The organism is Pseudarthrobacter sp. NIBRBAC000502772, assembly GCF_006517235.1.
GTDB lineage: Bacteria > Actinomycetota > Actinomycetes > Actinomycetales > Micrococcaceae > Arthrobacter.
In genome coordinates, this window is the sequence record NZ_CP041188.1 from 1865594 (window position 1) to 1891916 (window position 26323).

Here is a 26323-nt window from a genome sequence, read left to right on the forward strand (position 1 = left end):
CACCGAAGGTACACCACCATGAGCCTTGACCAGCTGTATCAGCAGATCATCCTTGACCATTCCAAAGCCCGACACGGCAGCGGACTGGCAGGCATCGCCGCGCCGGCGGGGGCGTCCACGGGCCAGTCCCACCAGCTCAACCCGGTCTGCGGCGACGAAGTCACGCTGCGGGTGGCTGTGGAAGACGGCAAGGTGGCGCAGATTTCCTGGGACGGCGAAGGGTGTTCCATCTCGATGGCATCGGCGTCGGTCCTCAGCGAACTCGCAGAGGGAATGACCGTGGACGAGCTCCACGCCGTCATTGGCAACTTCCGCGAAGTGCTCCGGTCGCGCGGGAAGATCCCCGCCGATCCCGAGATCCTGGGCGACGCCGCGGCTTTCGAGGGTGTGGCCCGCTACGCTGCGCGCGTTAAGTGCGCCATGATTTCCTGGGTGGCCGCCGAGGACGCCCTGAACCAGGCCGCCTAGCCCTTACGGTCCGACGCAGGTCCGGCGCCGCGCCGAGCCTCTCAGCCCCGGTGCTCGAAAACGTCCGGGATGCCGTCGCCGTCAGCATCATGCCGTTCCGCACGTTCCACTGCGCGGTAATGCCGGTTCCGGAGCCGGAGCACCACGGCGGCCAGCAGGGCGGCAACCAGTGATCCGGTGAGGATGGCCACCTTCGCGTGGTCATCGTAGGCCGAGCCCGCACCGAAGCTCAGCTCGGCGATCAGCAGCGACACCGTGAAGCCCACTCCGGCCAATATCGCAAGGCCGGCAACATCGATCCAGGCCAGGCCGTCGTCGAGCTTTGCCCTGGTGGTCTTAGTGATCAGGTAGGTAGTGCCGAACACGCCAATCGTTTTGCCGGCCACCAAGGCAGCCACAATTCCCACCGCCACGGGATCCGCCAGGGCCGACCGGAAGCCGTCGAGGCCGCCCACGGCAACTCCGGCGGAAAAGAAGGCGAAGACCGGGACGGCGAAACCTGCCGAAAGCGGGCGGAGCCGGTGTTCCAGGGACTCAGCCATACCGGAACCCGCCTCACCGCGTTTCCGCGACGCCAGCACCGGGACGGCAAAAGCGAGCAGCACTCCGGCCACCGTGGCATGGATACCGGAAGCGTGCACGAGTCCCCAGGTGGCGGCGGCCAGCGGCAGCAACAGATACCAGCTGCGGACCCTCCTCTGGGCCAGCAGGGTAAACAGCCCCAGCGGAACCAGTGCCGCCAACAGGAAAAGCGGCTGCAGACCGGACGAGTAGAAGAAGGCAATGATGCCGATGGCCAGCAGGTCATCCACTACGGCCAAGGTCAGCAGGAAGGTCCGGAGGGCCGCAGGCAGGTGCGTGTTGATGACGGCCAGCACGGCCAGGGCAAAGGCGATATCGGTGGCTGTGGGAATGGCCCAGCCCCGCAGGCTCCCGGCGCCCTGGCCCAGGTTCACCAGCGTGTAGATCAGGGCCGGAACTGCCACGCCGCCCACGGCCGCGGCCACCGGAACCACCGCCTTGGACACTTTGCGGAGTTCACCGGAGACAAACTCCCGTTTGAGTTCCAGGCCGGCCAGGAAGAAGAAGATGGCCAGGAGACCGTCCGACGCCCAGTGCCCCAGGGAGAGCCGGAGGTGCCAGGGCTCATACCCGATTTTCAGGTCACGCAGCGCGAAGTAGCCCTCAGCCGCCGGCGAGTTGGCCCAGATGAGGGCCGCGGCCGTGGCCAGCAAAAGGAGGGCGCCGCCGGCTGTTTCCAGCCTGAGGATCTCTGAGATCCGCAGGAATTCGGGGTAGCTTGAGCGGCTGAGGACTCTGGCAGCGAAGGCGGGTCGGGAAGGGCGCTTGGCCATGCGTGGCTCCTGGAATTAAGGGGTCGGCAAAACTGTTGCCGACCAGACTTCCCGGCGCACCTGTGTCCAGCCTACCCGAGCAGGCCCATAACCCCGATCACGGCAGTGGCAGCTCCCAGCACCATCGAGATGCTGACCAGCACCACGTGGACGGTGAGGAACTTTGTGGCCTTGCCGGCGGCGTCCCGCGCCCTGGGATCCTTCATCACACGGCGCAGGAACTGCGGCCAGACCACCAGGGACCAGAGGCCGGCGATGATCAGGACCACGCCCGCAAACACGGGGAGCTGCACGGCTTAGTGGCTTTCGAGCCAGGCCTGGGCCTGCTGGGACTGGATGTTCAGGGCCTTGGACACCATGGGCTCAGCCGCCTCGGCGATCTTGCCGCCCAGGAAGGGAACGGAGGACGTGACGTTGCCTTCGAGTTCAATGCGCGTGCTGCCGCCGTCCGCGACGAGCCGCTGGACCGCGGTCACATCTAGGGGGGCGCCAGCGATCTTCAGCGTGATGTTGCTCTGGCGGGAACCGTCGGCCGCCGGGGCGTCCCACTTCTCCACCTGCGTCACCGTTAGCTTTTCGCCCACGAACTTCCGGGCGATCTCCGGCAGCCGGGTGGTGGGCAGCGTGCGGACCGAGGTGGTGCTGAATACTCCGTCAACGTCTCCGGCCACCTCGAAGGATTCAAGTGTGCCGCCAACGAATTGGCTCGTGTGCCGCTGGAAGTCCTCGTTGATAAAGACGGCAGCGACGCTGTCGACGGCATGCGGAAGGGTAGTGGTTGCACTCAGTGCCATGGGTCCTCCAGTGATGTGTAGGTCAGAACGCTTTTTGCTCCCCACATCCTACGGGGAGCCGTGCGTGTTGTTGGAACCGGCCTCCGCGCTGTCGGCGCTGGCGATTTTCTGCGCCGCCGTGGTGATGTTCCGTGCCATCGCCGGAAATATGAGGCTGTGGAAGGGCAGCACGGCAAGCCAGTAGAGCTTTCCGCTGAGGCCCTTGGGGAAGAAAATGGCCCGCTGCCGGTAGCGGCTGCCCGTCCCGTCAGGTTCCACGGACAGTTCAAGCCAAGCACGTCCGGGGGCGCGCATCTCCGCGCGGAGGCGCAACAGTTTTCCGCGCTCGATCCGTTCCACGCGCCACCAGTCCACCACTTCGCCCGAGGCCAGGGTGCCGGGGTGTCGGCGTCCCCGCAGCAGGCCCGCGCCGCCGGTGAGCTTGTCCAGCCAGCCACGCACGCGCCATGCCAGCGGCAGGGAATACAGCCGTTCCGGCCGCCGATTCCTTCGATGATGGTCCACACGTGGGCGGGATCAACATTGCCGTGGAAGGTCCGCTCATCCACATAGACCGTGTGGCCCGCCCAGTCCGGATCACTGGGCAGCGGATCGGCGTCGGCCCCGGCATTTGACCAGGTGGTTTCCACCTGGCCGTCACGCTCCTTGCCCAGGGCTAGGGCAACGGCCTGCCGGTACGGGGTCAGGCCGCCTGCCGGCACCGGGATATGGGCGTCGATGTCGTGCTCGCGGGACACCGCATCGTGCTGCAGCGACTCGACGAGCGGGAGCGACATGGACAGCGGGATGGGCGTGGTCAGGGCCACCCACACGCCGGCGAGCCTCGGGGCGGGAATGGGCAGAGCCAGCACCACCCGGTACGGCAGCCCGGCCTCGGCGGCGTATTCCTTCATCATGCCCGCGTAGCTCAGGACCTGCCGGCAGCCAATGTCGAAGGTGCGGTTGACGGGCCCGTCCAAGGATGCGGCGCCCACAAGGTAGTGCAGCACGTCCCGGACGGCGATCGCCTCGATCTTGTTGCGCACCCAGCTCGGGGCCGGCATCAGCGGAAGCGTTTCGGACAGGTGGCGGATCATTTCGAAGGACGCGGACCCGGAGCCGATCACCACCCCGGCCTGGAAGACCACCGAGTCCACCGCGCCGTCCAGGAACACCTCTCCCACGGCTTCCCGGGACCGCATGTGGGTGGACAGTTCCACGTTGGCCGGGTGCAGGCCGCCCAGGTAGACGATCCGGCCTACGCCGGCCGCGGCGGCTGTGGCGGCCGTTTCCGCCATGGACTTTTCCTTGGACTCGAAGCCGGCGCCGGAAGCCATGGAGTGGACGAGGTAGTAGAGCACGTCGACGCCGGCCAGCGCCTGCTCCAGGGCTCCGCCGTCGTCGAGACTGCTCTCGATGACCTCAACCTTGCCCAGCCACGGCACGCCGGCGATCTTTGCCGGGGTTCTGACCAGGACCTTGACGGTGTGCCCGGCCTCCAGCAGCCGGGGGACCAGGCGGCCGCCGATGTAGCCGGTGGCGCCGGTCACCAGGACGGTTCGCGCCGTCCCCGGTGCCACGGTGGGGGGAGTGTCGCTCGGGCTGTTGCCATCGCTCACTGAAAGCTCCTCAGGCCGGCAGGCGGAGGCGCGCAACAGGCGCGCTTCCTCAGCAAGCTTAGCAACGGGGTGCCCGCCGGGCCCCGGGGCAGGGGTAGGCTGGGATGACCCGGGATTCGAAGTGAATTTCGGGCTTTCGTGTTGCCTGCGATCCCATGAACCCACAGGAGTTTCCGCCATGAGCCCCACTGGCCCGTCCCATCCTGGCCCGTCCATCGGTGGTCCCTCGCTGACCGGACTGCGCCGTGTCCTGGCAGAAGACCAGACGTTCGCGCGGGTCCAGGCGGAGGCGGCCAGGGGTTTTGACGTCCGGGGCCAGGACTACCAGATCAGCGCGCCGGCCGGACTCCGCGCCGTCCTGCTGGCGGAAATGGCAGACGGCCTGGACGCCGGCGCCGACGAAGGAACTCCCGACGGCGGGCTCCCTCCTGTGGTGCTGGCGGTCACCGCGACAGGACGCGAAGCAGAGGATCTGACAGCGGCCCTGCGCGCTTACCTGCCGGCCGATTCAGTGGCCGAGTTCCCCAGTTGGGAAACCTTGCCACACGAACGGCTCTCGCCCCGCTCCGACACGGTGGGCCGCCGGCTGTCCGTCCTGCGCCGCCTGGCGCACCCGGAAAGTTCGACGGCGGGCCGGCTGCGTGTGGTGGTGGCACCGGTGCGCGCGGTGGTCCAGCCGATCGTCGCCGGGCTGGGTGACCTGGTTCCGGTCACCCTGAAGGTGGGACAGGACATGCCGTTTTCCAGCGTGGTGCGGAGCCTTGCCGATGCCGCCTACGCACGCGTGGACATGGTCACCCGCCGTGGCGAGTTTGCCGTCCGCGGCGGCATCATCGACGTCTTCCCGCCCACCGAGGACCATCCCATCCGGGTGGAGTTCTTCGGCGACGAGGTGGACCAGATGCGCTGGTTCGCGGTGGCCGACCAGCGCTCGCTGTCGGCGCCCGGGGTGCACCACCCCGCCGAGCTCCACGCCCCGCCCTGCCGCGAAATCCTCATCACGCCGTCGGTGATGTCGCGCGCAGCCACCCTGAAGGCGCAGCTTCCCGCGGCCGCGGACATGCTGGAGAAGATCGCCGGCGGCATCGCGGTGGAAGGGATGGAATCCCTGGCCCCGGTGCTGGTGGACGCCATGGTCCCGTTCGTGGAGCAGCTGCCCGCCGGGTCCATCTCGGTGATCATTGAACCGGAAAAGGTCCGCCGGCGCGCACATGATCTTGCGGCCACCAATGAGGAGTTCCTGGAAGCAGCCTGGTCCACGGCCTCGGATGGCGGCACGGCTCCGCTGGACCTCAGTTCGCAGGCGTCGGCAGCGTTGCACTCAGCCAGCTTCCGTTCCCTGGCCGAAACGCGGAGCTTCTCGCTGGAGCACGAGGTGTCCTGGTGGTCCATCACGTCGCTGGCCACTGACGAGGAGCTGCTGCCCGAGATTGACGTCCTGAACCTCCGCGCCCGCGAACCGCGCGGGTACCAGGGTGATGTGGCCGAGATGATGGACTTCATCGGCTCCCACGTCCGGGACCAGTGGCGGATCGTGGTGGCCACGGAGGGTCCCGGCCCGGCGCAGCGCCTGGCGGAACTGTTCCACGACGCCGACATCCCCTGCGCCCGCGTGGACACCCTTGAGAAGGAGCCGCAGGCGGGCATCATCGAGGTGACCACTGCCGCCGTCGGACGCGGTTTTGTCCTGGACAGCCTCAAGCTGGGGCTGCTCACGGAAGCGGACCTGTTGGGACGGACGTCCGCGGGCTCCACCAAGGACATGCGGCGCATGCCGTCCAAGCGGCGGAACGCCGTTGACCCGCTGCAGCTGGTCAACGGCGATTCCGTGGTGCACGAACAGCACGGCATTGGCCGCTTCATCGAACTGATCCAGCGCAAGGTGGCCGGCGGCGGAGACGGCGTCCGCGAGTACCTGGTCCTGGAATACGCCCCGTCTAAGCGCGGCGCCCCCGGGGACCGCCTGTTTGTCCCGACCGACCAGCTGGACCAGGTGACCCGCTATGTCGGCGGCGATACCCCGGTGCTCAGCAAGATGGGCGGCTCCGACTGGGCCAGCACCAAGTCCAAGGCACGCAAGGCCGTCAAGGAGATCGCCGGCGAGCTCATCCGGCTGTACTCCGCGCGGATGGCCTCAAAGGGCCATGCCTTCGGGCCGGACACTCCGTGGCAGCGTGAGCTGGAGGAGGCCTTCCCGTACGTGGAGACGCCGGACCAGCTGACCACCATCAATGAGGTCAAGGCGGACATGGAGCGCGAGATCCCCATGGACCGCCTGGTGTCCGGCGACGTGGGCTACGGCAAAACCGAGATCGCCGTCCGGGCCGCGTTCAAGGCGGTCCAGGACGGGAAGCAGGTGGCGATCCTGGTGCCCACCACCCTGCTCGCCCAGCAGCACTTCGAAACGTTCACCGAGCGCTTCTCCGGCTTCCCCCTGCGGGTCAAGGCCCTGTCGCGGTTCCAGGGGGCCAAGGAAACCAAAGAGACCGTGGAGGGCGTCAAGAGCGGCTCCGTTGACGTCGTCATCGGCACCCACCGGCTGCTGTCGAAGGACTTCGCGTTCAAGGACCTGGGCCTGGTGATCGTGGACGAGGAGCAGCGCTTCGGTGTGGAGCACAAGGAAGCATTGAAGAAAATGCGGACCAACGTGGACGTGCTGGCCATGAGCGCCACCCCGATCCCGCGTACGCTGGAGATGTCGTTGACCGGCATCCGGGAAACCTCCACGCTGGCCACGCCGCCGGAAGAACGCCATCCCGTGCTGACATATGTGGGACCGTACACGGACAAGCAGACCTCGGCGGCCATCCGGCGTGAGCTGATGCGCGAAGGCCAGATGTTCTTTGTGCACAACCGGGTGTCCACCATCGACCGGACGGCCGCGAAGATCCGTGAACTGGTTCCGGAAGCACGTGTTGAGGTGGCGCACGGGCAGATGTCCGAGAGCCGGCTGGAACAGATCATTGTGGACTTCTGGGAAAAGCGGTTCGACGTCCTGGTATGCACCACCATCATCGAGACCGGCCTGGACATCTCCAACGCCAACACCCTGATCGTGGACGGGGCGGACAAGTACGGCCTCTCCCAGCTGCACCAGCTCCGCGGCCGGGTGGGCCGCGGCCGTGAACGCGCCTATGCCTACTTCCTGTACCCGTCCGAGAAGCCCCTGGGCGAGGTGGCCCTGGAACGCCTCAAGGCCGTGGCCACCCACAACGAGCTCGGAGCCGGCATGCAGCTGGCCATGAAGGACCTCGAAATCCGCGGCGCCGGCAACCTGCTGGGCGGCGAGCAGTCCGGCCACATCCAGGGCGTCGGCTTCGACCTTTACATCCGCCTGGTGGGTGAGGCGGTGGCCGACTTCCGCGGTGACGCCGAGGAAAAGGCCGCCGAAATGAAGATCGAGCTGCCGGTCAACGCCCACCTCCCGCACGATTATGTGCCGGGGGAGCGGCTCCGCCTGGAGGCCTACCGGAAGCTTGCCTCCGCATTGACGTACGAGGCCATCGAGGAGGTCCTGGCCGAGCTTGTGGACCGTTACGGCGAACCGCCGCTGCCGGTCCAGAACCTCATCGCCGTGGCCCGCTTCCGGGTGGGGGCCCGCGAAGCCGGCCTGTCCGACGTCGCGCTGCAGGGGAACTTCATCAAGTTCTCCCCGGCGCAGCTGCCGGAGTCGAAACTGATGCGGCTGACCCGGATGTACCCGGGTTCCCAGTCCAAGCCGGCCCTTGACGCGGTGCTGATTCCGAAGCCCAAGACGGCGAGGATCGGCGGCCGCGACCTGCAGGACGCCGAGATCCTGGAGTGGGCCAACGGGGTTATCCGCAACATCTTCTCCGACGCGCCGCTCGCCGCTCCGGCAGTAAGAGGTTAGACCTTGATGGGAGGACATCACGCCGCGTCGGGGGCCGCGGCGTGGGTAGCCATTGCCTCAACAGGGCCGTACACGCTGGGCTGGTATCCGCTGGACGCTACGGGGATCCTCATCGGCGGGATGGCGACGGCGGGGACGGCGCTCGTGTGCGACTGGGACCACCGCCACAGCACGGTGGCCAACTCGCTGCCGCCGCTGTCCAACCTGATTGCCGTGGGGATTGAGAACGCCAGCGGCGGGCACCGTCAAGGCACCCACTCGGTGCTCGGGGCGGCGTGCTTTGTGCTGCTGGCCATGATGGCCGGGCAGTTCCAGCTGCAGACGGACTGGGGCCTGCTGTCCGTGGGTGCAGGCCTGCTGTGCATGTTCATGATCAACATTGCGGCCAAGGCACTGAAGCTGTTTCCCAAGTCCGGATTCATCAGCAACTGGATTTTTGCCCTGACCATGGCCGGACTGGTGACCTGGTTCGCGCCGGAACAGTGGACCTGGCTGCCTGTCTCGATGCTGACCGGGGTGGTAGTGCACATTGTGGGGGACATGATCACCACCGGGGGCGTGCCGCTGCTCTGGCCGATCGTCATCAAGCCACCGAAGTTCCTCCGGAAGCTGCCGGTGCTCAACGACGTCTGGAAAGCCAACGGCGCCTTTTCCCTGCCGCTGCTGGGCCGCGCCGGTTCCAAGCGCGAGTGGCTGGTCCTGATCCCGGTCAGCGCCTACGCGATGGTGGGCATGTGCGTAGCGGCGTGGTCGTTGGCAAAGGCACATTTCCCCGCCGCCATGGCGATCGGAAAGACCGCGGTCAGCCGCCTGCTTGGCGCGGGCTGACACGGGCTGTGCTTGAGCGGCCAGTCCAGTTCATGACTTAAAAGGCTGCGGCCCCGGAATATCCGGGGCCGCAGCCTTTTAAGTTACCGAGGGTTCTTACTTGCCGCCGGCTGAATCGGAGCGGCCCATGATGGTCTGCGGGATCCAGAACGCCAGGAAGAACATGCCCAGGCAGGCGGCCATCGGCCACGGGTTGCCGAGCGTCAGGAAGGACAGGGAGTAGATGGAGCCCAGGAACAGCGCCATCATGGGTACAAACAGAAGGACGCTGCCCAGAAGGCTGTTCTCGTTCTGTGGGGTCTGTACCGTGGTGTTGCCGGACTCGGTGGTCTTGCTGGACATTGTTTCCTCCTTGGCCCCGCGGGGCTCAAACTGTGGCGGCTCCGGGCCCGCGTCAGTAGCTGGCTGAACCCTGTTCACCGTTGACGATGGCGATGCCGGAGCTGGCACCAATACGTGTTGCACCTGCAGCAATCATAGCCTGCGCGTCGGCAAGGGAACGTACGCCGCCGGACGCCTTGACGCCGAGATCGGGGCCGACGGTGCGGCGCATCAGGGCGATGTCCTCGGCCGTGGCGCCCCCGCCATTGAACCCCGTGGACGTCTTGACGAAGTCCGCCCCGGCTTCAACGGACGCCTGGCAGGCAAGAACCTTCTGGTCATCATTGAGCAATGCGGTTTCGATGATGACCTTCAGGATGGCGCCGCTGGCGTGCACCGCTTCCGCGACTGAGGCGATGTCCTCGACCAGGGCGCCTTTGTCGCCGGCACGGGCAGCGGCGATGTTGATGACCATGTCGACCTCGTCGGCGCCGTCCAGGACGGCTCCGCGGGCTTCAAAGGTCTTGACATCGGTGGGAATCGCCCCCAGCGGGAACCCGACCACTGAGCACGTCAGAACGCCGGACCCCTTGAGGGCGGTCTTGACGGTCTTGACCCAGATGGGGTTAACGCAGACTGACTTGAAGTGGTATTCGGCGGCCTCGGCACACACTTTGAGGATCTCTGCTTCGCTGGCCTCAGGCTTGAGCAGCGTGTGGTCAATGTAGGAAGCAATGTTGCCCGACGCTGAGACCGTACCGGCTCCAGTTTGGTCGGTAGGAGTGGCTGAGTTGCTCATGATGGTCCTTTCCATGTGGCCTTGTGGGCCGCCGGAGCCACGCGGTGCGTGGCTGTTCAGGTGACCATCTTGTCACAGCGGGTGTCGCGGCGGGCGGACGCTTACGCGGCCGCAGGCACACGCTCCGCCACACCCGCGGCCACGCCTTCCACAGCGTGGGCTGCCAGGCTTTCCGCCGCTGATGTAGCCGTCATCAGCTGCGCGGCGCAGGCTCCGGCGGCAGAAGCCGCGGCGACCAGCAGTCCCAGCCGGACGCCGTCGAACGCTGCGGCGTCACCAATCGCCCAGATGCCGGAGACCGATGTCCTGAAGTCCTTGCTGATGGCGATTCCGCCGTTGGGGGCGGTGGCGAGTCCGGCGCTGGCGGCGAGTCCATCGCGGGCAACCCGCTCTTCGGCCAGGACAACCAGATCCCCGTTCATGCTGCTGCCGTCCTCGAAAACAACGCCGGAGGCGGTCAGGCCTGAGCCGTGGATGGAGTGCACCACGGCGGCCGGCCGGACCGTTGTGCGGATGGGCCTGACGCCGCGGGCCCGCAGCACCGCTTCGGCCTGGCCCGCCGCCGCGCCGGTTCCCACGAGGATTCCCAGTGGCCGCCGGCCCAGTTCCCGCGTCACTTCCTTGACGGCGTCGCCGATCCGGGCGGCGTCGTCGATCGTGGAGTAGCTCAGGCAGCGGCCGGCGCCCGCCACGGGGGACGCGACGGGCGCTGATCCGGTGGCGATGACCAGTTCGTCGTAGCCCAGTTCCATGCCGTCGGCGGTGGTGACGGAGCGGTTCCCCGCGTCAATGAAGCTCGCTGGCTGGCCTAAGCGGACGGATACCTGTGGCAGCTCTGCGAGCTCCAGGAGTTCGGCGGGAGCGTCGTCCCGGTTGCTGAGGACGGTGACGGTGCCGCGGAAGCGGGCACCGTCCAACTGGCGGACCAGCGCCTGTGCGGCGGGCCCTGCCCCGGCGATGACGATGCGCGGAGCCGGGGAAACTGAGGTGGACGGTGCCGGAGCGGACATGTGCTGGCCCTTTCGCTGGCGGCCGCTGGAGCGGCCGGGACTTCGTGATGAATCCCAGCGTAGGCGGCGGGCTTTTCAGGCGTGTTTCCCCGCTGTTGCTGGGAAAACACCCTTTGTTCGCCAGCGTTTACCGGCCGGTAACAAAACCCGTGACGGACCTCTCCCTGCGCTCCGGACTGACACAAAGGCGGCCTGGGCCCGCGTCCCTAGACGCGGATCCGGTAACCCCTCTTGACCACCGTCTCCACCAGGCGGCCGTCCGGCAGTGATGACCGCAGGCGGCTGACAGTCATGTCCAGGGCGTGGACTGAGCCCTTCAGCTCGAGCAGCTCCGACAGCGATTCCCGGGAAAGCACGGCCCCACCGGCCCCCAGGAGGGCACGCAGCAGCAGCAGCGGCGCAGGGGCCAGCTCAACCTGCGCCCCGTCGACCCGCAGGCTGCGGCCGCGCAGCTCAAGGTTGCCGGACGCGGTGTCCAGCCGCCGCACATGGTTCAGGGCGAGGTGCTCGCACACCAGCCGGATGAGGGCGCCCATCCGGAACCGTTCCGGAACGAGCGGCGAGATACCGGCGTCGAGCAGGGGCTGGGCCGTGACGGGCCCCACCACCGCCGTGGTGACGTTGGTTTTCAGGCTTTCGATGAGCTGCTTGTAGACGCCCATTTCGTGGGCGGTGCTCCACACGGCATCGACGGCGGGGGCGCTCGTGAAGGTGAGCACATCCAGATTGCCGCTGCACACAGCCTCGATGAGGCGTGGAAGCCGGTCTTCGCCGTCGGGCTTTACCCAGCGGTAAGGGGTGACCGTCAGGACCGTGGCGCCGGACATGCGTAGCCGTTCCAGCTGCCGGACGTCCGTGTAGCCGTGCAGCTGCACGGCCACGGTCTTGCCCCGCACGCCTTCGGCGAGCAGCATGTCCACCAGCGTTGCGGTGGTTTCGTCGCTGCTGATTCCGACGTCGGCGAGTCCGGCCGCGCGGACGGCGCCGCGGGCTTTGGGGCCCCGGACGAACATCCGGCACGCCCCAAGTGTTTCCAGGAGCTGTTCACCGATCCCAAACGAATCAGCAGCTTCGCACCAGCGGCGCATGCCGTACGCCGTAGTGGCGATGCACAGGTCCGGGCGTGCGTCGATGATGGCCTTGGTGTCCTCGATGAGGCGGATGTCCTCCTGCACCGGGGCGATCTTGAGGGCCGGCGCGTGCAGTACTTCCGCGCCGCGGCGTTCCAGTGCCTCGATGAGGTCCCGGGAGCGCCGGTGCGAGGTGACTCCAATGCGGAAGCCCTCCAGCGGGGAGTCCGCAGCCTCCGGCCCGGACGTCGCGTCAAGCTGGGCAGGTTCAGCTGGTGCCAGTGCGTTCATGGGGGTCAATCCTTTCATGAACCGAGCAGCGAGGCCGCCAGCCGGTCGAGGTCGGCGGCGGCCTCAGCATGCCCGCGGTTGGCTTCTGCCACGCGAACCACCTCGCCAATGACCAGCACGGCGGGATTGCTGCACCCGGCAGCGGCGGAGGTGATGGTGCCCAGGTCCGCGATGGTGGTGCGCTGGCCGGGGCGGTAACCGCGTTCGACGACGGCCATGGGCATGTCCGGGCGCATGCCGGCTTTGCGGAGTCCGGCCGCGAGCTGGTGCAGTGTGCCGATGCCCATCAGGACCACAATGGTGCCTCCCAGGCCGGCCAGGTGCGTGTGTTCCTTTTCGGTCAGCGGCGCGTGGCCGGAGACCACGGTGAACATGTGGCTGACCTCGCGGTGGGTGACCGGAATGCCGGCGGCCGCCGGCACGGAGATCGCGCTGGTGACACCCGAGATGACACGGACGGGCACACCCGCCGCCACACAGGAAGCCACTTCCTCGCCGCCACGGCCGAAGACGTAGGGGTCGCCTCCCTTGAGGCGGACCACGTTGTTGCCGGCGAGAGCGCTCTCAACCATCAGCTTTTCGATGTCGGCCTGGCCCACCTTGTGGTGGCCGGGCTTCTTGCCCACATCCACCAGTTCGGCGGAGGTCAGGTCCGGCAGGTCCTGGCAGGGAGCCAGCCGGTCGAAGAACACCACGTCCGCATCGCGGAGGGCCTTCACGGCGGCGACGGTCAGCAGCTCGGTGGTGCCGGGTCCGCCGCCCACCAGGGTGACGTGGCCGACCGGTCCGGCGGCCGGCTCGGCCGCCACCGGGATGCCGGTGGCGGCGCAGCGCTCGAGCAGGGACTCCCAGCCGGGCTGGCCGTCGTCGACCGCCGCGACCAGGAACGGACGCTCGGGGAGCGGGCCGTCATGCGCTGCACCTGCCGGGGTGCTGAGGCGGTAGACGACGGCGCCCGCGGCCGCGTAGCGGCGGACCGCCTGGCGGGCGGCGTGGTCGGATCCGGTGACCAGGACTTCGCGGCCGGTGAGATCAATGCTGAGCTGCATGGCTATACCTCGTTCTCGGCGCGGGGCCGCATGGGGATGGAGGCGCCGATCAGGACCTTGCCTTTTTCCTCCGCAGTGGCAGGGCGCATCTGGCCACGCTCGTCGGAAACGAAGGTGATGGAGTCATCCTTCTGGTCAGGCGCGTTGACGAAGGAACGGAACCGGCGCAGACGCTCGGGGTCCTTCAGCGTGTCTGCCCATTCGTCCACGTAGGTGTCAACGTGCTTGGCCATGGCGGCTTCAAGTTCCTCGGCGATGCCCAGGGTGTCCTTGACCACCACGTCCTCGACGTGCTTGATGCCGCCGTCGAGCTCTTCCTGCCAGCGCGCGGTGCGCTGCAGGCGGTCCGCCGTGCGGATGTAGTACATGAAGTAGCGGTCGATGTACTTGATCAGGGTTTCGTCGTCGAGGTCCTTGGCCAGCAGCTGGGCGTGGGCCGGGGTGGCGCCGCCGTTACCGCCGACGTACAGGTTCCAGCCGTCGGCCGTGGCGATAACGCCGACGTCCTTGCCGCGGGCCTCGGCACATTCGCGGGCGCAGCCGGAGACGCCCATCTTGAGCTTGTGCGGGCTGCGGAGGCCGCGGTACCGGAGCTCGAGCTGGATGGCCATGGCCACCGAGTCCTGGACACCGAAGCGGCACCAGGTGGAACCAACACAGGACTTCACGGTGCGCAGGCTCTTGCCGTATGCCTGGCCGGACTCGAAGCCGGCGTCCACCAGTTCCTTCCAGATTTCCGGCAGCTCTTCCAGCCGGGCACCGAACATGTCGATCCGCTGGCCGCCGGTGATCTTGGTGTACAGGTTGTACTTCTCGGCCACGGCGGCGATGACGCCGAGCTTCTTGGGGGTGATTTCGCCGCCGGCGATGCGGGGGACCACCGAGTAGGTGCCGTCCTTCTGCATGTTGGCGAGGGCGCGGTCGTTGGTGTCCTGCAGCGTGCCGCGGCCGGCGTCCAGGACGTAGGCGCTGTTCTGGCTGGCCAGGATGTTGGCGATGGTGGGCTTGCAGATGTCGCAGCCGGCGCCGGTGCCGTACTTGGCCATGATCTCCTCGAAGGAGGTCAGTTCCAGGACGCGGATGGCGTCGAAGAGTTCCTGGCGTGACAGTTCGATGTGCTCGCAGAGGGCCTTGGAGACCTCGACGCCGGACTTGGTGAGTTCGGTTTCCAGCAGCTTCTTGAGCATCGGGACGCAGGATCCGCAGCTGGTTCCGGCGCGGGTGCAGCCCTTGAGTTCGCCAAGTTCCTGGACGGGGGCGTTGCCGTCGCAGGCGCCGCAGCCGTTGACGGTGTCGCGGATGGTTCCGGCGGAGACGTTGTTGCAGGAACACAGGATGGCGTCGTCCGGCAGTTCGGTGTCCGGGGCGTCGCCGCCGCCGGCCGCCGAGAGGTACGCGCCGGGCTCGGCGCTAAGTTCGCGGCCCAGGAGCGGGCGGAGGCTGGTGTAGGGGCTGGCGTCGCCCACAAAGATGCCGCCCAGGAGGGTCTTGGCATCGTCGGTGGTGACGATTTTTTGGTAGACACCGCGGGCGGGGTCGGCGTAAACGATTTCGAGCGAGTGCTCGGTCTTGGCGAAGCCGTCGCCGAAGCTGGCTACGTCCACACCGGAGAGCTTCAGCTTGGTGGCGGTGTCGAAACCGGGGAAGGTGGCCCCGCCGCCGTGCAGGCGGTCGGCCACGATCTCTGCCATGGTGTTGGCAGGGGCAACCAGGCCCAGGCACATGCCTTCGAAGTTGGCCACCTCGCCGATTGCCCAGATTCCGTCGACCTCGGTGGCGCAGGAGTCGTCGATGACCACACCGCCACGCTGGCCCAGGCTGAACACCTGTTCGTCGCCCTCGGCGGCGCGGAAGAGTTCGTCGCGGGGCCGGACGCCGATGGCTACGATCACCATGTCTGCTTCGATGATGCGGCCGTCGGCCATAAGGACACCCGTCACCTGGCCCTCGTCGTCGGACAGGACTTCCGAGGGGAAGACACCGCCGTGGACTGCAAAGCCCTTGGCCTTGATGAGCCGGCCCATTGCCTGGCCCGCGCCTTCATCCAGCTGGGTGGCCATCAGCCACTGCGAACCGTCGATAACGATCGGGTTGGCGCCGAGCTGCTCCGTGCCGGCGGCCGATTCGAGCCCCAGGAGGCCGCCACCGATGGTGACGGCATTAACCTTGCGACCGAGCTTTTCCGTGAGCTCGGTGATGGACTTGTTGATGGCCCAGACGTCTTCGAGCGTGCGGTAGACGTGGGTGAGCTCGTTGCCGGGGATGGGCAGGCGGGCGGCATTCGAGCCGGTTGCGACCACCAGGTCGTCGTATTCGAAGGTGTTGCCGGCGGCGGTTTCCACCGTCTTGGCTTCGGCGTTGATCTTCACCACGCGCTCGCCGGTCTTCAGTTCAAGGGAAGCGTGGTCCCACATCGACGCGGACCCCAGCGTCAGGTCGACACCGGTGTCCGTGAGGGCCTTGGAGAGCGCTACCCGGTCATAGGGCAGGTGGGCTTCCTCCGTGAGGACCGTGACGTGCCAGCCTTCGAGGCCACGGGAATGCATGGCATCGGCGAAGCGGTGGGCGGCGGGGCCGCCACCGGCGACGACGATGCGGCGCGTGTTCTCTGAGCTTGAAGTCTGTTCGGTCACTGTGGGCCTTTCGCATGGGCCGCAGACGGAATTCTGCGACCTTCTCTGACGAGGTATGCATTCAGACTAGGTAGTCGCAGTTTCGCTTCAGTTTCCCTTATGTTTCGTAGGCTTAACTTCTGCATCACGAACGCGTTTCCGATCGGGTGAGGTCTCTTTTACGCGCCGGACACATTCACTGCACGCCTTTGAAACACCCGTTGCCTAAATTGTTTGGTACGGCCATAAAGGTGGCCAATCAAGCACGGGGAGAGGAGCCGACATGACGGCAACACTGGAACTTGGGGCGCTCGCCGCCGACACCGCGACGTGGCACCGGGTCTGCGCCGTGGACGAGCTTGAGCTTGCCTGGGGCGAAGCAGCCCTCATTGAAGGCCGCCAGGTGGCACTCTTCCGGACCGGCCCCAGTGAGGTTTTTGCCGTGGCCCACGAAGATCCGGCCACCGGCGCCCACGTGATGGCCCGCGGCATTCTGGGTTCACGCGGCACCCGTCCCACCATCGCTTCGCCGCTGCACAAAGAGGTCTACGACCTGGAGACCGGCGAATGCTTCGGAACCGCCGCGGTGCGCCTGGAAACGTTCAGCACCCGCATTTCCGACGGTTTCATCGAGGTCGCGGTCTAACGACCCGTCAGAGCCCGAGGGCCTCGCGGACATCGTCGAGCACATTGTCCAGGGCTGTCCGGGCTGCCTGCCGGGCTTCCGGCAGCTCGGCCGCTGACTCAACCGGGAGGATGACTTCCAGGTAGCACTTGAGCTTGGGCTCGGTGCCGCTGGGCCGGATGATGACCCGGGTCTCGTCCCGGGTCAGATACAGCAGGCCATCGGTGGGCGGCAGGTGCTCGCTCCCTTCGGCCAGGTCTACGAAAGTCTCAACAGCGGACGAACCGAACGAATCGGGCGGGCTCACCCGGAGCCGGTTCATCATCGCGTCCAGCAGGCCCAGATCAGCCACCCGGATGCTCAGTTGGTCGCTGGCGTGAAGCCCGTGCTGAAGGTAGAGCTCGTCCAGGGTGTCGAAGATGGTTTTCCCGTCCGCCTTGGCGGCGGCAGCCATTTCCGCGATGAGGACAGCGGCGGAGATCCCGTCCTTGTCCCGGACCAGTTCAGGTGCAACGCAATAGCCCAGGGCTTCCTCGTAGCCGTAGACCAGCCCGGGCACCCGGGAAATCCACTTAAACCCGGTCAGCGTTTCCTCGTGCGCGTAGCCTGCCGCGGCGGCGATGCGGGAGAGCAGGCGCGAGGACACAATCGAATTGGCGAAGACGCCGGCCCCTTCGTCGCTGGCTGCTTCAACCGTACTGGTGGTTTCGTCGGAGCCGGCCGCCAGCCGGGCCACAATGTGTGCCCCCAGCAGCGCGCCCACCTCGTCGCCGCGCAGCATGCGCCACGCGCCGGTGTCAGGATCCTTCGCCGCCACTGCAACGCGGTCAGCATCCGGATCGTTGGCCAGGACAATATCGGCCTCGACACGGGCGGCGGTCTCCAATGCCAGGTCCAGGGCGCCGGGTTCCTCCGGATTCGGAAAGTTCACCGTGGGAAAGTCGGGATCCGGCTCAGCCTGTTCGGCCACCAGCGTGACATCGGCAAAGCCGGCAGCATTCAGCACCGCCACGGCAGTCTCGCCGCCGACGCCGTGCATGGGCGTCAGGACAATCCGCAGGTCGCGGGACGGGAAGCGGGCCGCATCGGCGAGTCCCGCCGTCGCGCGTTCATACTCCGCCGCAACCGACGGGTCCAGGACCGTCCAGCCGTCCGCGGCAAGGGTGATGGATTCCAGTGCGCCCACGGCATCGATCCGCGCGGCGATCCGGGCGTCGTGGGGCGCCACGATCTGCGCTCCGCGGCCGCTGCCCTCCACGGCATGGCGGCCCAGGTATACCTTGTATCCGTTGTCCTGCGGGGGATTGTGGCTTGCCGTCACCATTACACCGCCATCGCAATCGAGGGACCGGACGGCGAAAGCGAGCAGCGGGGTGGGCAGTGCGGACGGCATCAGGAAGGTTTCAATCCCGGCGGCGGTGAAGATGGCCGCCGTTTCCTCGGCGAAGATGTCCGAGCTATGGCGGGCGTCATAGCCGACGACGGCGCGTGGCCGGGTCCTGGGGGCAGCCTCACCCACCGCATCAACCAGGAAGTCGGCGAGGCCGGCGGCGGCGCGGCGCACCACCACGCGGTTCATCCGGTTCGGCCCGGCGCCCAGGGCGGCACGGAGGCCTGCGGTGCCGAACTGCAGCGTGCCGCTGAAGCTGTCGGCCAGTTCCTGCAACGCTGCCGGTGAGCCCTCTTCCGCGAGTTGCAGCAGTTCGGTGAGCTCTGCGGCTGTGGTGGGATCCGGATCTTTGGCCGCCCATTCGCGGGCGTGGCGGAACAAGGAGGCGGCATCGGAGGACGTCATGCGGTCAACGCTATCGTCATTGCTTCAGGAACGGCGCCTGAACACTCGCCTGTGATAGCGGAAGCAGCGAAATCCTTGCAGTAAATTTTCTGGACAAGTAATGTCGCGAATATGAAACTGGGGCAGGGTGTTGAGTGGGGGCTGCATAGCTGCGTCAACATGTCCTGGACCCCGCCGGGGGAGGCCGTCAGCAGCGCACGGCTGGCCGAGTTCTACAAGCTTCCCGCCGCATATCTGAACAAACAGCTCCAGGCCCTGGTGCGGGCCGGGATCCTGACCTCCGTATCCGGCCCGCGCGGCGGCTTCTCGCTGGCCCGGCGTCCGGACCGGATTTCCGTCCTTGATGTGGTCCTGGCCATCGAAGGAAACGACCATGCCTTCCGGTGCGAAGGCATCGCCAAGGACGCCCCGGGTGCGAGCATGGACGCCGACTACGCGCGCACCTGCCTTATCTCGCAGACGATGCGCCACGCCGAAGTCACCTGGCGGACTGAGCTGTCCCGGCAGAGCATTGCCGGGATCGCCCAGTCCATCGAGCGCCGCTTTCCCGATGCCCGGGAGTCCACCGTCCTGCAGCTGGTCGGTCCGCGAACCTGACCCGCCCTACAGCAACGCGGGGTCACTAGACGCCCATGGGAAAGCCTCCATTGGGCGCTTAGTGACCCCGCGTTGGCCTAAAGCTTGGCGATGATCCCAGCCAGCAGTTTGGAAATCCGCGGTCCGGCGGCCTGGCCGGACTCGATGACTTCCTGGTGGCTGAGCGGCATGGCGCTGATCCCGGCTGCGAGGTTGGTGACCAGCGAAATTCCGAACACTTCCATGCCTGCGTGCCGGCCGGCGATCGCTTCCAACGCGGTGGACATGCCCACCAGGTCCGCGCCGATCCGCTTGGCGTACTGGACTTCGGCCGGCGTTTCGTAATGCGGTCCGCTGAACTGGGCATAGACGCCTTCCTCCAGCGAGGAGTCCACTTCACGGGCGAGGGCACGGATGCGCGAGCTGTACAGATCCGTCAGATCAACAAACGTTGCGCCTTCCAGCGGGGACGTGGCGGTGAGGTTGATGTGATCTTTGATGAGGACCGGAGTGCCCGGCGTCCAGCTTTCGTTCAGCCCTCCGCATCCGTTGGTGAGGACCAGGGTTTTGCAGCCGGCAGCGGCAGCGGTGCGGATGCCGTGGACCACGGCGCGGACGCCTTTGCCCTCGTAGTAGTGCGTCCGTGCGCCCAGGACCAGCGCGCGTTTGCCCTCTTTGGTCAGGACCGAGCAGATGGTGCCCACATGTCCTTCCACGGCCGGGGCGTGGAAGCCCGGGACAGTGTCGGCGGTCAGGGTGGCCGTGGTCTCGCCGATGAGGTCGGCGGCTTCAGCCCAGCCTGAGCCCAGGACGAGCGCGACGTCGTGATTGTCCACCCCGGTCTCCTGCGCGATGTACTCAGCGGCGGAGCGCGCCGCGGCGAAAGGGTCCGTGTTCTGGAAGTCTGTATTACTCACTGGTACAAGTTATCGTGCCGGTGCCGCTGTGCACAGTGGCAACAGCGTCGCGCCGGGCCGCAGACGGCACCGTGACGGGCCACTCTTTTATTGGTGGTCCCTGCGCAGATGCGCGAGAATGGTTGATTGTGACTACGCACCCTGATTTCAGCTCCCCCCGGATCGCAATCCTCGGAGGTGGCCCCGGCGGATACGAAGCCGCTATGGTCGCTGCCTCGCTGGGAGCGCAGGTCACCATCATCGAACGCGCGGGCATGGGCGGCTCGGCCGTGCTGACCGACGTCGTGCCTTCGAAGACCCTGATCGCGACGGCGGACCTGATGACCCGCGTCGGGGAGGCGGGCGAGCTGGGCGTGAAGTTCGACGTCGACGGTGGCGACTTTGTGCCGGCGATGCGCGCCGACCTCAAACACATTAACGACCGACTGCTGGGCCTTGCCCGCCAGCAGTCCACCGACATCTCCACTGGGCTGGAGCACCAGAACGTCCGCATCCTGCTGGGTTCGGGCAAGCTCCTGGACAGCCACACCATCGAGGTCCTGACCGCTGACGGCACCGAAATCGTGGAAGCGGACACCATTCTGCTGGCCGTCGGCGCGCACCCCCGCGAGCTGCCCACCGCGCGGCCGGACGGGGAACGCATCCTGAACTGGGCGCAGATCTACAACCTTGACGAGCTTCCCGAGGAACTGATTGTGGTGGGCTCCGGTGTGACCGGTGCCGAGTTCGCCTCCGCCTACAACGGCCTGGGCTCCAAAGTCACCCTGATCTCCAGCCGCGACAGGGTGCTCCCCGGTTCGGACACGGACGCCGCGGAGGTGCTGGAGGAAGTCTTCGAGCGCCGCGGTGTGCGCGTGCTGTCCCGCGCCCGTGCCGAAACCGTCGAGCGGACCGACGACGGCGTGGTGGTCACCCTCGGTGACGGATCAAAAGTCACCGGCAGCCACTGCCTGGTCTGCGTGGGTTCCATCCCGAACACCGCCGGCATAGGCCTCGAAGAGGCCGGCGTGGCCCTCACCGAGAGCGGCCATATAAAGGTCGACGGCGTCTCCCGCACCACGGCGCCGAACATCTACGCAGCGGGAGACTGCACCGGCGTGCTGGCTTTGGCCTCGGTGGCCGCAATGCAGGGCCGGATCGCGATCGCCCATTTCCTGGGCGACAGCGTTATGCCGCTCAAACTGCACCAGGTGGCGTCCAACATCTTCACGTCACCCGAGATCGCGAATGTGGGGGTCTCCGAGGCCGAGATCCAGTCCGGCAAATACCAGGGCGACATCATCAAACTCTCGCTCAAGAGCAATGCCCGCGCCAAAATGCGCAACCACAAGGACGGCTTCGTCAAGATCTTCGCGCGTAAGGGCTCCGGCACCGTGATTGGCGGTGTTGTGGTGGGGCCGAACGCTTCCGAGCTGATCTTCGCCATCTCCCTTGCAGTCACCCAGAAGCTCCACGTCGACGACGTCGCCAACACTTTCACCGTCTACCCGTCGCTGAGCGGGTCCATCTCCGAAGCGGCCCGGCGCCTGCACGTCCACATGTAAGTGAGTTGCGGTAGCGTGGCCGCATGACTACAGCACTGGAGCGGCCACGCCGCGGAAAAATCATCGGCGGCGTCTGCGCCGCCCTTTCAGCCCGATTCGGGATCCCGAAGTTCCTGGTCAGGCTCGGCTTTGTGATCTTTGGCTTGGTGGGGATCGGCGAACTGGTCTACATCGCCCTGTGGATCATGATCCCCAAGGCTCCGGCCTAAAGACCGCCCGGATTCCCGGCCTCGACGCCTAGGCCAGGGCGTAGGGCGGCACGGTGCTGCCGGAAGTAAAGGGGGTGAACCAGCCCTCGATACTCAGCTTCCCGGCGTCGATCTCCGGAATGCCGGGGCTGTCCGAGTAGAGGGCTGGACTCTCCGCCTCCTCCAACAGGACTTCCTCGACCTGTGCACGCCAGTCTTCCGGGAGGCCGAGTTCATAGATGTCCTCGGTGATTTCCGCCTGATCGAGCAGGCAGCGGACGGCGAGTTCGGCTGCGAGGCATCCGGGGGCTGTCCAGCCGCGGACCAGAGATGCCGTCACATCGGAAGCGACGACGATGAACTTCCGGGTAAACGTCGCGTCGTAGCTGGCGGCGAACTGAGGCGGCAGCGAGGACAGCACAGCGGAACCGGCGACGTCAGACGGAGTAACCGCATCCAGTGCGGTCAGGGTCCCCAGATCGCGGAAGAGCTGGTCAACGAGAACGCCCGACGAGTTCCAGAGAAGGCCTGCCAGCAGGCGGGTCTGGGTCACAGCCGTTTTCCGGTCTTCCGGCGAGACAGCCGCCATTTCGTCCAGGTCTTCCGGCTCGAACTGCAGCCGCTGTTCCGGCGTCATGTCATCCGGGTGCGGATCAAGGCCCAAGAGTTCCAGGCTCAGTCCGGTCAGCTTCCCGGCGTCGGCCAGCAGTTCTTCGGTGATGTCGTCTTCTTCGTCGGCATTCATGGCCCCGATGCTACCGCCCGCCCGCCGTCGAGTCCGATTCCGTGACGCGGACATGTCCGGGCTCGCCGGCTTCAGTTCACATCAGGCGGCGGGAGCCGCCTGGAAGTGTTTTTCGATGAGCCCCTTGATGTCCTCGTGGCAGCCGCCGCAGCCGGTACCGGCGCGGGTTGCCTTGGACACCTCGGCCACGGTGGAGCAGCCTTCCGCCACGGCGCCCTGGATCTTGGCGCCGCTGACTCCGGCGCAGCGGCATACGGTGCCAGCCGGATCGGCGGGACCGGACGCGGCCAGCTGGTCCGGGCCATCGAGCCGGAGCAGCAGTGACCTGTCGGCCGGCAGTTCCCCACCGCGTTCGAAGAGTCCCACGAGCTCGGCTGCGGTCCGCGGCATGCCCACGGCCACCAGGCCTTCCAGCACTCCGCCGCGGGTAGTCATCTTCACGTAGCGGCCGTGTTCGGGATCGGCCCACTGGGCGATCTGCAGCCGCGGCCGGCCGTTCACGGCGCCGGCGGTGAGCACGTCTTCGTCCCACGGCTCGGCACCGTTGTCGCCCGCCACAGCCATGTTCATGCCGCGGGCCTTCAGCACAATGACGCCGGCCTGCTCCTGGGGCAGCTCCTGCAGCGTGTCGGCGTCCTCCTGCGTGCCGGTGGCCAGCATGGTCAGGTATTCGGCCAGCCATTCGGCCTGCCGCCACCCGGGACCCACCAGGCCGGATGGGCCCTTCGCCGTGCGGCATTCGCCGCAGGCCGGATCCGGGCAGCGGACCTCGGCGCAGTCGCCGATCGCGAAGATGTGCGGCTCGTGGTGGGCACGGAGCCGATGGTCCACCAGGATGCCAGCACCAACCGACAGGCCGCAGCCTTCGGCCAGCTCGGTCCGGGGACGGACACCGCACGAGATGACCAGGAGGTCGCCGTCGATCGCCGAACCGTCATTGAGCAGCAATGCCGAGAATCCGCCGTCGGGCGCGTTGTGCTCCACCCCGGTGGACCGGGCGTTGCCGGCCATCCGCACGCCGCAACGGCGCAGGCTGGCCGCCAGGACCGCGCCGCCGCCCCGGTCGATGTTGCGTCCCAGCGGGTGCGGCCCGTTGTGCACCACCGTGACCGTGGCGCCTTCCTCGGCAGCCGCGAGGGCTGTCTCGAGGCCCAGGACGCCGCCGCCCAGCACCACAACACGCTTGCCGCCGTCGACCGCTGCGCGCAATACCGAAGCGTCGCGGAGATCCCGGAGCGCCGTGACGCCGGAGGGAAGGACGGGGGAAGCGGGATCCGGGTTGATGCCGGTCAGGTTGGGGATGACGGGCCGGGAACCCGTGGCGAAGACGAGCCGCTCATAGTGGGCGGAGGTGCCGTCTGTAAGGATCACCTGCTGGCGGGCGCGGTCCACGCGGCGGACCCGCACGCCGAGCCGGACGTCCACGCCATCCGCGGCCAGGGCTGCGGCATCGGAGAGGGCCAGGGCATCGGCAGTAGTGCGTCCGACGCCCAGATCGGCCACCAGCACACGGTTGTACGCGGCCTCGGCTTCCTCGCCCACGACAGTGAGGCTGACGTGCCCATCGCGGACCGCGGGCAGCAGTTCATCGATCAGGCGGGCAGCCACCGGACCGAAACCAACAACGACAATCTGCTCACTCATGAGGCCTCCGATGTCTGAAGAACACTGTTCTGAAGTCCGTTTGCGACCGCACGGACCCACACCTTGTTGAACTTGAATTCGGGCATCCCGGAAATGGGATCCGTTGCCGCCTCGGTGAGGCGGTTGGCGCTTTCAAGCTCCGGGAAATGGAACGGCAGGAAGACTGTCTCGGGCCGGATCGCGGTGCTGAGTTCCGCACGGCAGACCACCTCGCCGCGTTCATTGGCCACCGAGACAAAAGCCCCTTCGGTGATGCCCATGGCGGCCGCTGCGGCGGGGTGGATCTGCATTTTTGCTTCGGGCTGGGTGGCCAGCAGCTCGGACACCCGCCGGGTTTGCGTCCCGGACTGGTAGTGCTCCAGGAGGCGGCCGGTGATGAGGGTCATGGTTTTCGCGGCCGGGTCCGGGTTGGCGGCCGGCGTACGACGACGGCGGGGCGTCACCGGGGTCATGACCGCCTTGCCGCCGGCGTGGGCGAACGTATCCAGGAATAGCCGGGGCGTGCCGGTGCTGCCTGCGGGGTACGGCCAGTAGGCGGCCTCACCGCGGTCCAGCATGGCGTAATCAATGCCGGAGTAGTCGGCATGCCCGCCGGCCGAGGCCAGCCGCAGCTCCTCGAAGACCGTTTCCGGATCTTCGCTGTACGTGGACGGGGCCTCAAGCGCTTCTGCCAGCCGGGCCATGATCCACAGTTCGCTGCGTGCGCCAGCCGGCGGCTGCAGGGCCTGGCGGCGGCGGAGGACGCGCCCCTCGAGGTTGGTGAGCGTGCCCTCCTCCTCGGCCCACTGCAGGACCGGGAGGATGAGGTCGGATTCGGCGGCGGTCTCGGACATAAAGAAGTCGCAGACCACCAGGAAGTCCAGGCTGCGGAGCCCGGCGATGACGGCGTTTGCATCGGGGGAGGCCACCGCGATGTTGGAGGCGTGCACAAAAAGGCACCGGACGCCGTCGGGCTGTCCCAGCGACTTCAGCAACTGGACGGCGGGCAATCCCGGCCCGGGAATGGTTTCCTCCGGGACGCCCCAGACGCCGGCCATGTGGGCGCGGGCGGCGGGGTCGGTGATCTTCCGGTAGCCGGGGAGCTGGTCGGCCTTCTGGCCGTGCTCGCGGCCGCCCTGGCCGTTGCCCTGGCCGGTGAGGGTGCCGTAGCCGCTGCGGCGCGAGCCGGGCAGGCCCAGCAGGAGGCTGAGGTTGATCGCGGCGGTGGCGGTGTCCGTGCCGTCCACGTGCTGTTCCACACCGCGTCCGGTAAGGATGTAGCTGCCGCCCTTGCCCGCGCCGTCGGCGAGCCTGCGGGCGGTTTCCCGGATGAGCTCCGCGGGGACGCCGGTGAGGGACTGGACGCGTTCGGGCCAGAACGAGTTGACGCTGCGGACCACGGCCTCGTAGCCGGTGGTGCGTGCCGCGATGAAGTCGTCGTCTGCCAGGCCTTCGTGGATGATCACGTGCGAGAGGCCCAGCAGGAGGGTGAGGTCGGTGCCCGGCAGGGGCTGGAGGTGAAGGCCGCCGCCGTCGGATGTGAACCTTGCCGTGGCTGAACGGCGCGGATCCACCACGATCAGCCCGCCGGCGTCGCGGGCTCCCTGGAGGTGCTGCACAAACGGCGGCATGGTTTCTGCCACGTTGGAGCCGAGCATCATGATGGTGCTGGCCGAGTCCAGGTCTGCCAGCGGAAACGGGAGGCCGCGGTCCAGGCCGAAGGCGCGCATCCCGGCGGCCGCGGCGGAGGACATGCAGAAGCGGCCGTTGTAGTCGATGCGTGAGGTGCCCAGGGCCAGGCGGGCGAACTTGCCCAGCATGTAGGCCTTCTCGTTGGTGAGGCCACCGCCGCCGAAAACCCCGACGGCGTCCTTCCCGTAGCGTGCCTGTGCGTCCTTCACCGCGGTGGTGACCAGCGCGAGGGCCTGGTCCCAGCCGATGGGGCGATGGACGCCGTCGGCGCCCTTGAGCAGGGGTTCGGTGACCCGTCCGGGGTGGTTGAGGAGCGTGGCTGAGGTCCAGCCCTTGCGGCAGAGGCCGCCCCGGTTGGTGGGGAAGTCCCGGCCGCTTACTTCGAGGAGGGGGGCCTTCAGGGCGGCGTCCGCAGCGGCCAGCGCAGCGGATTCAGCCGGCACGGGGACTGACCCCGGCTCGGAAGCCGGGGTCAGTTCCGCTGGTGACGTGAGCGTCATGGCGCACTGCAGGGCGCAGTAAGGGCAGTGCGTGTCGGCGCTTTTGGTCATG

At 67.3% G+C, this 26323-nt stretch carries 21 protein-coding genes and 1 pseudogene; 7 read left to right on the forward strand and 15 right to left on the reverse strand.

Annotated elements, in window-relative coordinates; translation table 11 throughout:
• Window positions 1–18 precede the first annotated feature (18 nt).
• Entirely contained in the window at window positions 19–468 is a 450-nt protein-coding gene (gene sufU, locus NIBR502772_RS08755; protein ID WP_104061021.1) for a Fe-S cluster assembly sulfur transfer protein SufU, read from the forward strand.
• A gap of 41 nt (window positions 469–509) precedes the next feature.
• Here the strand turns inward: sufU and nhaA are convergent, their stop codons facing one another.
• The 4 genes and pseudogenes from nhaA to NIBR502772_RS08775 form a co-directional block, all read right to left on the reverse strand.
• Window positions 510–1823, reverse strand: a complete 1314-nt coding sequence (gene nhaA / locus NIBR502772_RS08760; RefSeq protein ID WP_141139894.1) for a Na+/H+ antiporter NhaA — start codon at window positions 1821–1823, stop codon at window positions 510–512.
• A 71-nt stretch (window positions 1824–1894) separates the two neighbouring features.
• Window positions 1895–2116 (reverse strand): SCO4848 family membrane protein, encoded by a 222-nt coding sequence (locus tag NIBR502772_RS08765; protein WP_104061023.1) that lies wholly within the window; start codon window positions 2114–2116, stop codon window positions 1895–1897.
• A 3-nt stretch (window positions 2117–2119) separates the two neighbouring features.
• Window positions 2120–2617 carry a DUF2505 domain-containing protein gene (locus NIBR502772_RS08770; protein WP_141139895.1) on the reverse strand — a complete coding sequence of 166 codons (498 nt, stop codon included), beginning with the start codon at window positions 2615–2617 and terminating at the stop codon, window positions 2120–2122.
• Window positions 2618–2665: 48 nt separating this feature from the next.
• A pseudogene (locus tag NIBR502772_RS08775) lies at window positions 2666–4395 on the reverse strand (DUF2867 domain-containing protein).
• On the opposite strand from NIBR502772_RS08775, the gene mfd reads away from it, so the two are divergent.
• Entirely contained in the window at window positions 4394–8086 is a 3693-nt protein-coding gene (gene mfd / locus NIBR502772_RS08780) for a transcription-repair coupling factor (protein ID WP_141139896.1), read from the forward strand. The pseudogene NIBR502772_RS08775 and the gene mfd overlap by 2 nt on opposite strands.
• A 6-nt stretch (window positions 8087–8092) precedes the next feature.
• Complete coding sequence (locus NIBR502772_RS08785) at window positions 8093–8914, forward strand: metal-dependent hydrolase (protein WP_141139897.1); 822 nt, start codon at window positions 8093–8095, stop codon at window positions 8912–8914.
• 96 nt (window positions 8915–9010) lie between these two features.
• Here the strand turns inward: NIBR502772_RS08785 and NIBR502772_RS08790 are convergent, their stop codons facing one another.
• The 6 genes from NIBR502772_RS08790 to nirB all read right to left on the reverse strand — a co-directional run bounded on the left by NIBR502772_RS08790 (window position 9011) and on the right by nirB (window position 16087).
• Entirely contained in the window at window positions 9011–9256 is a 246-nt protein-coding gene (locus NIBR502772_RS08790) for a hypothetical protein (protein WP_104061027.1), read from the reverse strand.
• A 52-nt stretch (window positions 9257–9308) separates the two neighbouring features.
• Window positions 9309–10034, reverse strand: a complete 726-nt coding sequence (gene deoC / locus NIBR502772_RS08795; RefSeq protein WP_141139898.1) for a deoxyribose-phosphate aldolase — start codon at window positions 10032–10034, stop codon at window positions 9309–9311.
• Window positions 10035–10135: 101 nt separating this feature from the next.
• Window positions 10136–11044: an FAD-dependent oxidoreductase gene (locus NIBR502772_RS08800; protein ID WP_141139899.1), complete on the reverse strand. Its 909-nt coding sequence runs from the start codon at window positions 11042–11044 to the stop codon at window positions 10136–10138.
• A gap of 206 nt (window positions 11045–11250) precedes the next feature.
• Window positions 11251–12405 carry a uroporphyrinogen-III synthase gene (locus NIBR502772_RS08805; RefSeq protein WP_141139900.1) on the reverse strand — a complete coding sequence of 385 codons (1155 nt, stop codon included), beginning with the start codon at window positions 12403–12405 and terminating at the stop codon, window positions 11251–11253.
• Between the two features lie 14 nt (window positions 12406–12419).
• Window positions 12420–13454: a uroporphyrinogen-III C-methyltransferase gene (gene cobA / locus NIBR502772_RS08810; protein ID WP_058929605.1), complete on the reverse strand. Its 1035-nt coding sequence runs from the start codon at window positions 13452–13454 to the stop codon at window positions 12420–12422.
• 2 nt (window positions 13455–13456) lie between these two features.
• Complete coding sequence (gene nirB / locus NIBR502772_RS08815; protein ID WP_141139901.1) at window positions 13457–16087, reverse strand: nitrite reductase large subunit NirB; 2631 nt, start codon at window positions 16085–16087, stop codon at window positions 13457–13459.
• A gap of 262 nt (window positions 16088–16349) precedes the next feature.
• Here nirB and nirD point away from each other — a divergent pair, with 262 nt between their 5' ends.
• Window positions 16350–16712 (forward strand): nitrite reductase small subunit NirD, encoded by a 363-nt coding sequence (gene nirD, locus NIBR502772_RS08820; RefSeq protein ID WP_104061033.1) that lies wholly within the window; start codon window positions 16350–16352, stop codon window positions 16710–16712.
• Between the two features lie 7 nt (window positions 16713–16719).
• On the opposite strand, the gene NIBR502772_RS08825 is transcribed toward nirD, so the two are convergent.
• The gene (locus tag NIBR502772_RS08825; protein WP_141139902.1) at window positions 16720–18486 is read right to left on the reverse strand and encodes a phospho-sugar mutase; all 1767 of its coding nucleotides are present in this window, start codon (window positions 18484–18486) and stop codon (window positions 16720–16722) included.
• Between the two features lie 111 nt (window positions 18487–18597).
• Between NIBR502772_RS08825 and NIBR502772_RS08830 the strand changes: the two genes are divergently transcribed.
• Window positions 18598–19083 (forward strand): Rrf2 family transcriptional regulator, encoded by a 486-nt coding sequence (locus NIBR502772_RS08830; protein WP_141139903.1) that lies wholly within the window; start codon window positions 18598–18600, stop codon window positions 19081–19083.
• A gap of 77 nt (window positions 19084–19160) precedes the next feature.
• Here the strand turns inward: NIBR502772_RS08830 and NIBR502772_RS08835 are convergent, their stop codons facing one another.
• Window positions 19161–19979 (reverse strand): purine-nucleoside phosphorylase, encoded by an 819-nt coding sequence (locus tag NIBR502772_RS08835; RefSeq protein ID WP_141139904.1) that lies wholly within the window; start codon window positions 19977–19979, stop codon window positions 19161–19163.
• Window positions 19980–20107: 128 nt separating this feature from the next.
• Here NIBR502772_RS08835 and NIBR502772_RS08840 point away from each other — a divergent pair, with 128 nt between their 5' ends.
• Both NIBR502772_RS08840 and NIBR502772_RS08845 read left to right on the forward strand, forming a co-directional pair.
• Entirely contained in the window at window positions 20108–21523 is a 1416-nt protein-coding gene (locus NIBR502772_RS08840; protein WP_141139905.1) for an NAD(P)H-quinone dehydrogenase, read from the forward strand.
• A gap of 23 nt (window positions 21524–21546) precedes the next feature.
• Complete coding sequence (locus NIBR502772_RS08845; protein ID WP_056348113.1) at window positions 21547–21732, forward strand: PspC domain-containing protein; 186 nt, start codon at window positions 21547–21549, stop codon at window positions 21730–21732.
• Window positions 21733–21760: 28 nt separating this feature from the next.
• Here NIBR502772_RS08845 and NIBR502772_RS08850 read toward each other — a convergent pair whose 3' ends face one another.
• From NIBR502772_RS08850 to NIBR502772_RS08860, 3 genes are all read right to left on the reverse strand, one after another.
• On the reverse strand, window positions 21761–22456 hold the full coding sequence (locus tag NIBR502772_RS08850) for a hypothetical protein (RefSeq protein ID WP_141139906.1): 696 nt from the start codon (window positions 22454–22456) through the stop codon (window positions 21761–21763).
• Window positions 22457–22537: 81 nt separating this feature from the next.
• Entirely contained in the window at window positions 22538–24100 is a 1563-nt protein-coding gene (locus NIBR502772_RS08855) for an FAD-dependent oxidoreductase (protein ID WP_141139907.1), read from the reverse strand.
• Entirely contained in the window at window positions 24097–26322 is a 2226-nt protein-coding gene (locus tag NIBR502772_RS08860) for a molybdopterin oxidoreductase family protein (protein ID WP_141139908.1), read from the reverse strand. Before NIBR502772_RS08860 ends, NIBR502772_RS08855 begins: the two co-directional genes overlap by 4 nt.
• Window position 26323 lies beyond the last annotated feature (1 nt).